11 protein-coding genes are annotated in these 13160 nt (G+C 64.2%); 6 read left to right on the top strand and 5 right to left on the bottom strand.

The features are described 5' to 3' along the window. Positions 1-7: 7 nt before the first annotated feature. Positions 8-748, bottom strand: a complete 741-nt coding sequence (locus F6X40_RS19065; protein WP_187628846.1) for a Crp/Fnr family transcriptional regulator — start codon at positions 746-748, stop codon at positions 8-10. A gap of 183 nt (positions 749-931) precedes the next feature. Here F6X40_RS19065 and F6X40_RS19060 point away from each other — a divergent pair, with 183 nt between their 5' ends. Continuing rightward, the gene (locus tag F6X40_RS19060) at positions 932-2566 is read left to right on the top strand and encodes an acyl-CoA synthetase (protein WP_187628845.1); all 1635 of its coding nucleotides are present in this window, start codon (positions 932-934) and stop codon (positions 2564-2566) included. An 81-nt stretch (positions 2567-2647) separates the two neighbouring features. Here the strand turns inward: F6X40_RS19060 and F6X40_RS19055 are convergent, their stop codons facing one another. Next, positions 2648-3286, bottom strand: coding sequence for a LysE family translocator (locus F6X40_RS19055; RefSeq protein ID WP_184072167.1), 639 nt, complete (start codon positions 3284-3286; stop codon positions 2648-2650). 490 nt (positions 3287-3776) lie between these two features. On the opposite strand from F6X40_RS19055, the gene F6X40_RS19050 reads away from it, so the two are divergent. Then, positions 3777-4043 (top strand): H-NS histone family protein, encoded by a 267-nt coding sequence (locus F6X40_RS19050; protein WP_187628844.1) that lies wholly within the window; start codon positions 3777-3779, stop codon positions 4041-4043. 96 nt (positions 4044-4139) lie between these two features. Here F6X40_RS19050 and pcaG read toward each other — a convergent pair whose 3' ends face one another. Both pcaG and pcaH read right to left on the bottom strand, forming a co-directional pair. Then, the gene (pcaG, locus tag F6X40_RS19045) at positions 4140-4727 is read right to left on the bottom strand and encodes a protocatechuate 3,4-dioxygenase subunit alpha (RefSeq protein WP_187628843.1); all 588 of its coding nucleotides are present in this window, start codon (positions 4725-4727) and stop codon (positions 4140-4142) included. 3 nt (positions 4728-4730) lie between these two features. Further along, complete coding sequence (pcaH, locus tag F6X40_RS19040) at positions 4731-5435, bottom strand: protocatechuate 3,4-dioxygenase subunit beta (RefSeq protein ID WP_187628842.1); 705 nt, start codon at positions 5433-5435, stop codon at positions 4731-4733. Between the two features lie 111 nt (positions 5436-5546). On the opposite strand from pcaH, the gene pcaQ reads away from it, so the two are divergent. Continuing rightward, positions 5547-6569, top strand: a complete 1023-nt coding sequence (gene pcaQ / locus F6X40_RS19035; protein WP_187628841.1) for a pca operon transcription factor PcaQ — start codon at positions 5547-5549, stop codon at positions 6567-6569. A gap of 270 nt (positions 6570-6839) precedes the next feature. Further along, positions 6840-7967, top strand: coding sequence for a 4-hydroxyphenylpyruvate dioxygenase family protein (locus F6X40_RS19030; RefSeq protein WP_187617575.1), 1128 nt, complete (start codon positions 6840-6842; stop codon positions 7965-7967). Between the two features lie 57 nt (positions 7968-8024). On the opposite strand, the gene F6X40_RS19025 is transcribed toward F6X40_RS19030, so the two are convergent. Then, positions 8025-8957 (bottom strand): LysR substrate-binding domain-containing protein, encoded by a 933-nt coding sequence (locus F6X40_RS19025; RefSeq protein WP_184072164.1) that lies wholly within the window; start codon positions 8955-8957, stop codon positions 8025-8027. A gap of 124 nt (positions 8958-9081) precedes the next feature. Between F6X40_RS19025 and F6X40_RS19020 the strand changes: the two genes are divergently transcribed. Together F6X40_RS19020 and F6X40_RS19015 are read left to right on the top strand one after the other, a co-directional pair. Next, positions 9082-10119, top strand: a complete 1038-nt coding sequence (locus tag F6X40_RS19020; protein ID WP_187628840.1) for a DUF1338 domain-containing protein — start codon at positions 9082-9084, stop codon at positions 10117-10119. A gap of 63 nt (positions 10120-10182) precedes the next feature. Continuing rightward, the gene (locus tag F6X40_RS19015) at positions 10183-13155 is read left to right on the top strand and encodes an FAD-binding and (Fe-S)-binding domain-containing protein (protein ID WP_187628896.1); all 2973 of its coding nucleotides are present in this window, start codon (positions 10183-10185) and stop codon (positions 13153-13155) included. The last annotated feature ends 5 nt before the right edge of the window (positions 13156-13160 follow it).

Here is a 13160-nt window from a genome sequence, read left to right as displayed (position 1 = left end):
CGCGCCGCTAGATCTGTTCCCGCCCGTACGCAGCCAGCCGCTCGAGATCGAGCACCTCGATCCGGTTATACGACAGTCGCAAAATCCGCAGCTTCTCGAGGTTCTGCAGCGCCTGATTGATGCGCTGCCGCGACACTCCCGCGAGCAGACCGACTTCTTCCTGTGAAATCGCCAGTGTGCGACCCGTGTCCGGATACAGATCCGGATTGAACAGCTGAGCGAGCGATTGCGCGACGCGTGCGTCCACGTCGAGCAGCCGGGTGTTCTGGATCGACGCGATGAATTCCCCCATCCGGTTGTTCAATTGCCGGATCACGAAGCCCGTGAACGGCAGACTCGATTCGAGCAACGCATGGAAGGTCGCGGACGGCACGAACATCACGAGCGACGGCTGGATCGCTGCCACGTCGTATTTGCGCAATTCGCGCTTGATCACGCTGCCTTCGCCGAACCAACCGCCCGGCGGCACGCCCGACAGCGTGCAGCTGCGGCCCGACGCGTTGTAGATAGCGAGCTTGACGAGCCCCGAGTGCACGCCGATCCAATAGTCGGACGGTTGCTGGCGGTGGGCGATCCACGCACCGCCTTCAAAGTGCTCGGCGTGTGCGCTGGCGAGCACCATCGCCTGATGATCGGCGGCGAGCGCGCGAAACCACGCGCACGCGACGAACAGTCGCGCGAGGTCGGCGGGCGCGACACGTTGGGGCGGCCGGGTGTCGGCGCGGTCAGTCAGCGGAGCGTCGGTCATCGGCGATAAGCGGTTTGGGAGCGGTGCCGGCTGAGCCAGGTCAAGGCGGGGCGTCAGTGGCGCCACTCTGTCATTTGAATGACAGACAGTTCATGACGACAATTGCTAGGCTAGGCCCTGGTTCTTTCATAGAACACGGTCACAACAATCGACGGCGCGGCCCGCGCCTCAGGAGACGAAGCAATGACACAGCACATGTTCGACGAAGGCCTCGGGCGGCGCGAGGCCAATTATGTCCCGTTGACGCCGATCGATTTCCTCGTGCGCGCAGCGCAAGTGTATGGCGAGCGGCTCGCGATCGTCCATGGGGAGATCCGCCGCAACTGGCGCGAGACCTATGAGCGTGCGCGGCGGCTCGCGAGCGCGCTGCACGAGGCCGGCATCGGCCGCGGCGACACGGTCGCCGCGCTGCTGCCGAACATCCCGCCGATGCTCGAGGCGCACTTCGGCGTGCCGATGGCCGGTGCCGTGCTGAATACACTGAACACGCGGCTCGACGTCGCGACGCTGCTGTTCATGCTGCGCCACGGTGAGGCGAAGGCGCTGATCGTCGACACCGAATACGGCGAGTTCGCGCATCGCGCGGCGCTAGAATTCCCGGAGCTCCGCGTGATCAGCGTGGCCGACGCGCAGCCCGCCGACGCCGCGCAGTTCATTCGCGCGACAGACTATGAGCAGTTCCTGCAAACCGGCGACCCTTCCTTCGAGTGGACTCCGCCCGCCGACGAATGGGACGCGATCGCGCTGAACTACACATCGGGCACGACCGGTGACCCGAAGGGCGTCGTCTACCATCACCGTGGCGCATATCTGAACGCGCTGAGCAACATTCTCGAATGGGACATGCCGAAGCACGCGGTCTATCTTTGGACGCTGCCGCTGTTCCACTGCAACGGCTGGTGCTTTCCGTGGACGGTGGCCGCCCGCGCGGGCGTCAACGTGTGTCTGCGCAAGTTCGACGCGAAGATCGTGTTCGAGTTGATTCGCCGCGAACACATCACGCATTACTGCGGAGCGCCGATCGTGCAGAGTTCGCTCGTGAATGCGCCGGCCGAATGGCGCGGGGGCATCACGCATCGCGTGTCGACGATGGTCGCGGGCGCCGCGCCGCCGCCCGCGGTGATCGCGAAGATGAAGCAGATCGGCTTCGATCTGACGCACGTGTACGGGCTCACCGAAACCTACGGGCCGGCGGCCGTCTGCGCGAAGCAGGACGAATGGGACGCGCTCGACGATCAAATCCGCGCCGACCTGACCGCGCGCCAGGGCGTGCGTTATCACCTGCAGGCGGCGGTCGCGGTGCTCGATGCGGACACGCTCGCGCCGGTGCCGGACGACGGCGAAACGATCGGCGAGATCATGTTTCGCGGCAACATCTGCATGAAGGGCTATCTGAAGAACGAGCGCGCGACCGAAGCGGCTTTCGAAGGCGGCTGGTTCCATACCGGCGATCTCGGCGTGCGCACGGCCGACGGCTATATCCGCATCCGCGACCGCAGCAAGGACATCATCATTTCGGGCGGAGAGAACATTTCGAGCATCGAGGTCGAGGACACGCTGTACCGGCATCCCGCGGTGTCGGTGGCGGCGGTGGTCGCGATGGCCGATCCGAAGTGGGGCGAGGTGCCGTGCGCGTTCATCGAGTTGAAGGAAGGCGCGCAGGTGACCGAGGAGGAAATCATCGCGCACTGCCGGCTGTTTCTGGCCGGCTACAAGTTGCCGAAGGCGGTGCGCTTCGGCGAGTTGCCCAAGACATCGACGGGGAAGATCCAGAAGTTCGAGTTGCGCGCGCGGATCAAGGCGGAGGGGAAAGGGTAACGCGCCGCGATTACCGCTGATTCAGGGCGGCGCGAGTGGCGCGCATCGAGTCGCGACGGCGCGCGCCGCTTCGTGTTGCCGTCAAATTCCCACCTTGTGCGCGTTAAAAATCAGCCGCAGGCCCAGCGCGGTCACCGCGCTCGCGGCGATGCGATCGATCCACCCCTTCCAGCGCAGATAGATTTCGCGCGGCCGTTGGCTCGAAAAGCACAGTGCGACGATCGTGTACCAGCCCGCCTCGATCGCGAAGATCGCCGGCGGCAGCGCGAAATAGCACCACACCGGCGGATGCTGCGGCAGCAGCGCAGCGAAGATACTGCCGTAATAGACCGCCGTTTTCGGATTGCTGAGCTGCGTGCTCAAGCCGATCCAGAACGACTTGCGCGGATTGCCGCCGCTGCCGGTTTGCGTTTCGCTGAACGCGAGCGGCTTCGCGGCGCCGCGCCAGATTTTCGACGCCAGATAGACCAGGTAGACGCCGCCGGCCACTTTCAGCCCGACGTAGAGCCATTCGACCGTCGCGAGCAGCGTATAGAGCCCGAGCAGCGCGATGCCGCTAAAAAACACACCGCCGATACCCATGCCGAGCGCTGTCGCGAGACCGTCGCCGCGCGACAGACCGATCGCATTGCGTGCGACGATGACGAAGCTGGGCCCCGGACTCATCGCGCCCAATAGCAGCGCGGCGAGGATCGTGAGGATGGCGGTCGAGGCGGGCATGGTCGTGTCTCCTGATGTCGGGCCGATGCCAGATGTTCTGGGCGAATACAGAGTCTCGCATTGTCCGCCAATCGCGCGGCGGAAGCCACGAATACCGAAAACCCGGAAGTCGTGCAATCAGTGAAATTAGAAAAAGTTCTTTGCTGCGGCCAAAATACATCGAATGCTAGAATGACTTTCCATACGCGGAAGCTCCCCCGTCACAACGAGGCGACGCACGACGCGAAACACGGGCGCAATTCGAGCCACGCCGATTTTTCGAGTAGCCGATTCGGTTGATCCCAGCGCTTCAACTCAGGCGCTTTACTTCAGGCGCTTTAATTCAGGATCTGACAGGCATCACTAGCAAATGCGGGTTTTCACGCATTTGCATGGATCGCGTGAATTCGTCGAATTGCTTCCATTCAAATTGAATTACGCACGAGCCTCGCGTTGCTATGCGAGTTGCCCGTTTGTCTAATGCCAGCAAGAGCTGCGACACCAATACGTTATGAAACAACGAGAAGGACAACAACGACTGTTCGAACGCGACGAGAACCTGCGCGAGCGCATGATCGCGTGGATCCGCCGACGCATGGACGACCACGGCATCACATTCGAAGCGCTGGCCGAATCGCTCGAAGCCGATGCGAACGCCGTGGCCGCAGTGCTGTATCGCGACGCGTTCGGTAACACGTGGGACGGTCGCGGCGATAAACCGACGTGGCTCGCGCGCGCGATTCACGCCGGACAAAGCATCGATCATTTCCGCTGCTGAGCGCGCGCAGGCGCACCGCGAAACGCCCGCGCGAAAAAAAGCCCGCGCAAGGCGGGCTCGATCTTTACTGCTCGGAGTCTCGCGACGAATCGCGCATCACAGGTCGAAAAACACGGTTTCCTGATCGCCCTGCATGTGGATGTCGAAGCGATACACGTTGGCCGTACCGGCAACGCGGCGCGCGATCAGCGTATTACGGCGCTCGGCCGGCACCGACGCCAGCACGGTGTCCTGCTCGTTCGCCTGCGCTTCGTCCTCGAAATAGATGCGCGTGAACGTGTGCAGCAGCATGCCGCGCATCGTCAGGATTACGTCGATGTGCGGCGCTTCGTCGGGATTCGCGCGGCCCGGCTTCACCGTCTCGACGATGAAGCGCTTGTGCGGATCCGTGCCCGTACCGACGCGCGCAAAGCCGTGAAAGCCGGTCTTCAAAATTTCTTCGCGCGATTCCGGATAGTGGCCGTTCGAGTCGACTTGCGACATCTCGATCATCGCGTCGCCGATCACCTTGCCGTCGCCGTCGAACACCTGACCGACGATCGTGATGTGCTCGCCGGCCGATTCCATGTCGGCCAGAACGTTCGTGAACAGGCTCTTGAAGTCGAAATCGTATTGCTGCGGACAAAGACCGTAGGCGAAGTACGGACCAACGGTTTGCGAAGGCGTTTGCTTGAGAGTCGTCATGGCTTAGCGCTCCATCGGGGTTTCGTTCGGGCCGCGCAGCACGATGTCGAAATCGTAGCCGAGCGCGTAGGCCTCTTGCGTGGTGTCGAGCGAGAACTTCGAGATCATGCGCTCGCGGGCGTGCTCGGGCGTGCCCTGGTAGATCGGGTCGAATGCGAGCAGCGGATCGCCGGGAAAGTACATCTGCGTGACGAGACGCGAGCCGAAGTGGTCGCCGAACAGCGAGAAATGGATGTGCTGCGGACGCCAGGCGTTCGGATGGTTGCCCCACGGATACGCGCCCGGCTTGATGCTCATGAAGCGGTAACGGCCTTCGTTGTCGGTGATGCAGCGGCCCGCGCCGAGGAAGTTCGGGTCGAGCGGCGCGTCGTGCTGGTCGGCCTTGTGCACATAGCGGCCGGCGGCGTTCGCTTGCCACACTTCCACCAGCGTGTTGCGCACCGGGCGGCCGCCTTCGTCGAGCACACGGCCCGTCACGATGATGCGCTCGCCGAGCGGTTCGCCATTGCGCACCGCGTTGCGGGTCAGGTCGCTGTCGAGCGGGTCGAGGTTGTCGGTGCCGTAGACCGGTACGCGCTGGTCGCGCAGCCGCTCCTTCAGCGGAATCAGCGGACGCGACGGACCGCGTTTGACCGACGAACCGTACGGCGGATAGATGTACTCGGGATGGGACGCGAAATCTCGCGGCGAAAGAATTGAATCTTCCATGAGGTGTCTCCGTTGGAGGAATCGCGGGATGCGACGTTATGACTCGCACTTTATACAAAGCGTGTGGTTATGAAAAATGACGTTTTTGCCCGTTTCGTATAACCTTCCGTTATGCAACGCAGTCTCGCGGATAGCCGCGTCAAATTCCGTCATCTCCAGTGCTTTCTGGCCGTCGCGCAGTTCGGCAGCGTCCAGCGGGCGGCGGACAGTTTGTCCATCACGCAGCCGGCGGTATCGAAGACGGTCGCCGAGCTGGAGACCATTCTCGGCGTGAAGCTGTTCGAGCGCGGCCGTCACGGCGCGGTGCCGACGCGCGAGGGGCAGCTTTTCATGCCGCACGCGAGCGCCTGCGTGAGCGCGCTGCGCCAGGGCGTCGATCTGCTTGCGCGGGCCGAGGGCGCGGCCGCCGCGACGCTCGAAGTCGGTGTGCTGCCCACTGTCGCCGCGGTGCTGGTACCGCCCGTGCTGAGACAGTTCGCGACGCAGTGGCCGCGCGTGATCGTGCGCCTCGCGACCGGCGCAAATCCGGAATTGCTCGAACGCCTGAAAGCGGGGTCGATCGAATTCGCGATCGGCCGCCTCGCGGACCCGGAGCGGATGGTCGGCCTGAGTTTCGAGCAACTGTTTACCGAGCCGCTGATCGCGGTCGTGCGCGCCGGGCATCCGCTGGCGCAAGGGAAGGCCTTGCCCGCCACGTCGCTGGAGGAATTTCCGATCGTGCTGCCGCCGTTCGGCACGCTGATCCGCCAATCGGCCGAGAGCCTGCTCGGCGCGTGGGGCGTGCCGCCGTTGTCGGCGTTCGTCGAGGTGTTGTCGGTATCGACGGGGCGCGCGCTGACGCTCGAAAACGGCGCGGTGTGGTTCGTGCCGCAAAGCGCGGTCGAATACGAACTCGCGCACGGCATGCTGGTGCGCTTGCCGCTGCCGTTTGCGGGCACCGGCGAGCCGGTGGGGCTGATTCGTCGCTCAGATACGCAGCCGTCGACGGTGGGACGCGCGTTCATCGAGGCGGTGCGCGAGGTCGCGCGGGGCAGAATGGCGGCGATGCCGGGCAAGGATGCGGGCAAAGGCGTCGGTAAAACCGTCGGCAAAACGGCGCGCAAAGGCAGCCCAGAGGACGCGCCGCTCGACTGATACGCCGGCCTGCCGCACGCATGCCCGCGAGCACCAGTGGCGTGCCGTTCGACATATGAACCAACCAGTACAAAAGGAAGGTTGCGAACGCCCCGCGACCCGGTGTAAAAACACGGTGCGAAAGCCGCCGCAGACCGTTGTTCCTGCGGCACGCCGCGTGCGCGCCACGAGCGAGCACGCACCACGCAGCCCCTCGCGAACGACCGGAACACTTCGCGCCGAAGCCGGAAAGACCGGCCCCGCGTCGAAAGACCGTACAAGGAGATTGCCATGCCCAGCGACTTGCCCACTCCAGAGGCCGCGCAGCGCGCCGTATTGGCGCCGCAGCACAATCCGCTCGGCACGGCCGGCCTCGAGTTCGTCGAGTTCGCCGCGCGCGATCCGCAGGCGCTCGGCGAGACCTTCACGCGGCTCGGCTTCAAGGCGATCGCGCGTCATATCAGCAAGGATGTGACGCTGTATCGCCAGGGCGAGATGAATTTCCTGATCAACGCGGAGCCCGATTCGTTCGCAGCGCGCTACGCGGAAGAATACGGGGTCGGCATCTGCGCGATCGGGATTCGCGTCGCCGACGCGCAGCGCGCGTTCGAACGCGCGGTGGAACTCGGCGCGTGGGCGTTCGAAGGCGAACGCCTCGGTGCCGGCGAACTGCTGATTCCGGCCATTCAAGGCATCGGCGATTCGCACATCTATTTCGTCGATCGTTGGCGCGGGCGAGGCGGTCAGCGCGGCGGCCTTGGCGATATCTCGATCTTCGACATCGACTTCCGGCCCATCGAAATCGACACGGCCGCAGCCGATCTGAATCACGCGGGCAGCGGCCTGATCGCGGTCGACCATCTGACGCAAACCGTTGGCGAAGGCCGCATGCAGGAGTGGATCGACTTCTATCGCGACCTGCTGAATTTCCGCGAGATCCACGAGCTGCACGCCAACTGGCATGTGTCGGCGGAATCGCGCGTGATGGTGTCGCCGTGCGGCGCGATCCGCGTGCCGCTGTACGAGGAAGGCACGGGCCGGACCAACCTGATGCACGAGTATTTGCCCGATCATCCGGGCGAAGGCGTGCAGCACATCGCGCTCGCCACCGACGACATCTTCGCGTGCGTCGAGCGTCTGCTCGCGAACGGCGTCGAATTCGTCGAGCCGCCGCCGCGCTACTACGAGCAGCTCGATGCACGTTTGCCGGGCCACGGGCTCGATGTCGAGCGACTGCGGCGCACGCATGTGCTCGTAGATGGCGAGATCGGCGCGGACGGCGTGCCGCTGCTGTTTTTCCAGACCTTCGTGCGCCGCCGCGCCGGCGAGATTTTCTTCGAGATCGTGCAACGCCAGGGACATCATGGCTTCGGCGAAGGCAATCTCGCCGCATTGGCCCAGGCGCGCACCGGCAGCTGAACACTGCGCGTAGTCGCATGCGTGATTGGATCACTCACGCATGCGGCTTTCGTCACCTCACGCCCCCTCGGGCCGCTCCACCAACTCCGGATAAATCGCGCCGTATGCGGCGGCCTGACGCAGCAGCCACTCGCGGAAACTCGCGAGCGGCTTGCCGTGACTCAACTCGGTCGGATAGACAAGGTAGTACGCGGCCTCGGCGAGCGCGGGTGTGTCGAACGGAATCACGAGACCGAACTGCTGCAACTGCGTGTCGACGAAAAAGCGCGGCACCAGCGCGATGCCGAGTCCGGCTGCGGCAGCGCTGATCAGCATCGTGTGCAGTTCGTAGCGCACGCCCTGCATCGTGCGGCTGTCGTCGACGCCGAAATTCGCGAACCAGCTCGCCCAGCCGTCGGGTCGCGTCGTCGAATGCAGCAGCGGATAGTTGAGTAGTTCGGCGACATTGCGGACCGGCCGCTTCAGCAGACTCTCTGCGCAGACCGGCACCACTTCCTCGCGGAACAGAAAATCGGCCGACGTACCCGGCCACGTCGGCTTGCCGTAGTGAATTGCCGCTTCGAAATGCGTCTCGGCGAACGGGAACGTCGCGGTACGCACGCCCATGTTCACGCGTACGTCCGGGTATTGTTCATTGAATGTGGCCATGCGCGGAATCAGCCATTGCGATGCGAACGTCGGCAATACCGCGAGTTCCAGATAGCCGCCGCCGCTGCCGTGCGCGATGATCGACAGCGTGTCGCGATCGAGGTGTTCGAGCGAGCGTCTCACCTGCGCGCTGTAGACCTTGCCCGCGCGCGTCAGCACCACGCGTTGCTTGACGCGCACGAACAGCCGCACGCCGAGATTGCTTTCGAGCGTATTGATCTGTCGCGACACCGCGCTTTCGGTGAGGAACAGTTCGCGCGCCGCATGCGTGAAGCTCTGGTGCCGCGCGGCGGCTTCGAACGCGAGCAGCGCGCCCATGTTGGGAATCTTGAACTTTCGCACGTTAATTCCAGAAACGCATCAAGTGGCGAGTTTATCTCGCTTTACGGGGCACAGCGCATTTTGAATAATTTCGCCCGTTATGAGGCGCTCGTGCAGCGCTCAACGTATAGCGTGGAGAAGCCGGATGCGAAACCTGAAGAATGCGAACGTCGAACAACTACTGGTGAAGCTGCTGGGCGCGGAGAAAGCCGCGCGCCTTTTTGCGACGCTGAATCATCCGCGTGTGTTGACCGAGTGGGAAAGCGGCAGCGTCACGCGCGCCGAACTCGCACAGGCGATGAACATGGCGCTGTTCGACGATCTGCTCGCGCGCTCGGAAAACGGCCGCCGCTATACGGAGGAAACCGTCGCCGCCGGCGGCAGCGTGTACTTCGATCATGGCGCGCTGCGCACCGTGCGCTGGCCGCACAGCGGCGCGCTGCCGCCCGGCGAGGCCGCGTTCGCGCGCATCCTGCGGCCGCTCGGCTTTCGGATCAACGGCCGTTACCCGCTCGATCGTCTCGGCATGACAGGCCGCGCGTGGGCGCATGAGGACGCCGCCGACGAGATCGCGCAGTTCTTCGTCAGCGAACTGCACCCGGAGCGTTTTTCCGCGGCGTTCCAGCAGGCGGTGACGAACGTGATCGGTGCCTCGCGCGATCCGTTGACGCCGCGCGCCCATGGCCTCTTGTGGGAACTCGAACGCGATGGCGTGCTGCCGCTCGATGCGGCGCAGGAGTTGCTACCGGTGATCGTCGGTGCGTTCGCGCGTCAGCACGACATGCCACGCGAAGCCGATTACGAAGTATTGTTGAAGGAATCGGCGGAGATGGCGTGGATCGCGACCGAAGGTAACGCGTTCAATCACGCGACCGATCGCGTCGCGGACGTCTTCAAGCTGTCGGACGAACAGAAGGCGAAGGGTCGGCCGATGAAGCCCGAAGTCGAGCATTCGCGTTCCGGCCGCGTGTTCCAGACCGCGTATCGCGCGGATGTCGTGCAGCGTGAATTTTGCGCGGCCGACGGCAGCGTCGTCACGCGCGGCGTGCCGGGCTCGTTCTACGAATTCATTACGCGCAAGCGCAGTTTCGATCAGGACGCGCGCCGCTGGGAAACGGACCTGCGTTTCGACGCGGGCAACGCACAGGGCATCTTCCGGATGACCGCGAGCCAGGCGGCCTGAGCGCTTACGGCGGCGCGAGCGCCGGCATCGCAGACGAGGTGCGCAGTGGGGACGTCATTGTCATTGGATGAAGAGCGGCGGGTTGGCGCGCAGCGGGGCGCTTTGAATGAACCGCGTGTCGCCACGCCTTTCTCGGCCAGCGCGGAGCTATTGCAGGCGCTCGAAAGCGACCTGCGCCAGCACGTGCGCGGCGAGGTGCGATTCGATCAGGGTTCCAAAGCATTGTACGCATCGGACGCGTCGAACTATCGGCAAGTCCCGCTCGGTGTCGTGGTGCCGGCCGATATCGACGATCTGCTCGCAACGCTCGCCGCATGCCGTCGCAACGACGTGCCGTTTCTCGCGCGCGGTGGCGGCACGTCGCAGAACGGCCAATGCGTGAACGTCGCGGTCGTGGCCGACGCGAGCAAGTATCTGAACCGCGTCGTCTCGATCGATCCGCTCGCGGGCGTCGCGGTCGTCGAGCCGGGCGTGGTGTGCGACTCCTTGCGCGATGCCGCCGAACAGCACGGCCTCACGTTCGCACCCGATCCCGCCACGCATAGCCGCTGCACGCTCGGCGGCATGATCGCGAACAACTCGTGCGGCGCGCATTCGGTGATGGCCGGTAAGACCGTCGAGAACATCGAAGCGCTCGAAATCGCGACCTTCGACGGCGCGCGTTTCTGGGTCGGCCCGACCTCCGGGGAAGAACTCGAACGCATCATCGCGGCGGGTGGCCGACAAGGCGAAATCTACGCGGCGCTCAAGCAACTGCGCGACACCTACGCCGAACGGATTCGCGCGAAATTCCCGCAGATCAAGCGGCGCGTGTCGGGCTTCAATCTCGATCAACTGCTGCCGGAAAACGGCTTCAACGTCGCGCGTGCGCTCGTCGGTAGCGAAGGCACGTGCGCGGTCACGTTGCAGGCGAAAGTGAGGCTCGTGAAGAGTCCGGCCAGGCGCGTGATCGTCGTGGTCGGCTTCACCGACATCTATACGGCGGCGGACGCGGTGCCGCATTTCATGCGCTGCGGGCCGATCGCGGTCGAGGGACTCGACCGCGCGATCATTCGCGGCTTGCAGGCGCGCGGCCTGAAGAAGGACGAGATCGCACTGCTGCCCGAAGGCGATGCGTGGGTCGTGCTCGAATTCGGCGCGGACACACAGGACGAGGTGCTGCAACAGGCACGCGACGCGGCCGCGTATTTCCAATCGGGCGCGGCCGGGCCGCAAATCTCGACGATGCTCGTCGAAGATCGCGCCTTGCAGGCGAAAGTGTGGTCGATTCGCGAGACGGGGGCGTCGGCGGTCGCCTTGTCAGTGGATCGCGACAAGCCCGATCCGGTCGTCGGCTGGGAAGACGCGGCGGTCGATCCGCTGCGGCTCGGCGATTATCTGCGCGCGTTTCAGGCGCTCGTCGATCGCCATGGCTACGAGACGAGCCTGTACGGCCATTTCGGCGACGGCTGCGTGCACGCGCGCATCACATTCGATCTGCGCAGCGCGGAAGGTATCGCGACGTGGCGCGGGTTCTTGCGCGAAGCGGCGGAACTGGTGGTCGAATTCGGCGGCTCGCTGTCGGGCGAACACGGCGATGGCCAGGCGAAGGCCGAGTTTCTGCCGATCATGTACGGCCCCGAGCTGATGCAGGCGATGGAGCAGTTCAAGGCGATCTGGGACCCGGCGAATCGTCTGAATCCGGGCAAAGTCGTGCATGCATACCGCGCCGACGAAAACCTGCGCATGGGCCCTGCGTACAAGCCGGTGACGCTGCATACGAAGCTCGCGTTCGCGAGCCAGGAAGGCGACGGCTTTCAGCGTGCGATCGAACGCTGCATCGGCATGGGCAAATGCCGCTCGCTCGAAGGCGGCACGATGTGTCCGAGCTATCGCGGCACGCGCGAGGAAAAGTACTCGACGCGCGGGCGTGCGCATCTGTTCTGGGAAATGCTGCAAGGCGACGTGATCGCCGACGGCTGGAACAGCCGCGAAGTGAAAGAAGCGCTCGATACCTGCCTCGCATGCAAGGGCTGCAAGTCCGATTGCCCGACGCATACGGACATGGCGTCGTACAAGGCGGAGTTCCTTTCCCACTACTATGAGAACAATCGTCGGCCGCGTCAGGCGCTGTTCATGGGACGAATCGGCGAATGGGCACCGTGGGCCGCACGTTTTCCGCACGTGACGAACTTTCTGACGACGGCGCCCGGTTTGTCCGCGCTCGGCAAATGGATCGCGGGCGTGGCGCAGACGCGTGCGTTGCCGCGGTTCGCCGCTGCAACTTATAGACGGAGTGCGTCGTCGCAAGCATCCGCGATTGATGCGCTCGGCGGCGACGCAAAGAAGGTGATCCTGTGGGTCGATACATTCAACGAGCACTTCACGCCCGAGATCGCGCAGGCCGCCGCTGAGGTGCTCACGCAACTCGGCTGGCACGTCGTATTGCCGAAGAAACGTTTGTGTTGCGGGCGTCCGCTGTACGACTTCGGCCTGCTCGAACGCGCGCGCGAGCTGCTCACGCATATCGTCGACGACCTCGCGGACGACATCGCCGCCGGCGTGCCGCTGGTCGGTCTGGAACCTGGCTGTCTATCGGTGTTCAAGGACGAGTTGCTGAAGCAACTCCCCGATCATGCGTTGGCGAAGAAGCTGTCCGCGCAAACATATCTGTTTGCCGATTTCGTCGCGCGTCAGCCGTTCGAGTGGCCGACGCTCGCGGCCGATGTGATCGTGCATGGCCATTGTCATCAGAAGGCGCTATTCGGCATGCAGGGCGACACGGCGTTGCTGAACAAGCTCGGCGTCAAATGGAAGCTGCTCGATACCGGCTGCTGCGGGATGGCGGGATCGTTCGGCTTCAACACCGAGCATCACGCGTTGTCGGAAAAGATCGGCGAGGACATGTTTGAGGCCGTGCGCGAAGCTATGGCGGCGAATGCGGAAACGATCGTGCTGACCAACGGCTTCAGTTGTCGCGAGCAGATCGAGCACGGCACGGGGCGACACGCACTGCATATTGCGCAACTCGCGCAACGGGCGCTGGCGGCGCGCTGAGTGCG

This window comes from Paraburkholderia sp. UCT31 (assembly GCF_014397655.1).
GTDB classification, from domain to species: domain Bacteria; phylum Pseudomonadota; class Gammaproteobacteria; order Burkholderiales; family Burkholderiaceae; genus Paraburkholderia; species Paraburkholderia tuberum.
Note: the sequence above shows the minus strand (reverse complement) of the source record. Positions and strands in the feature narration are given on the sequence as shown.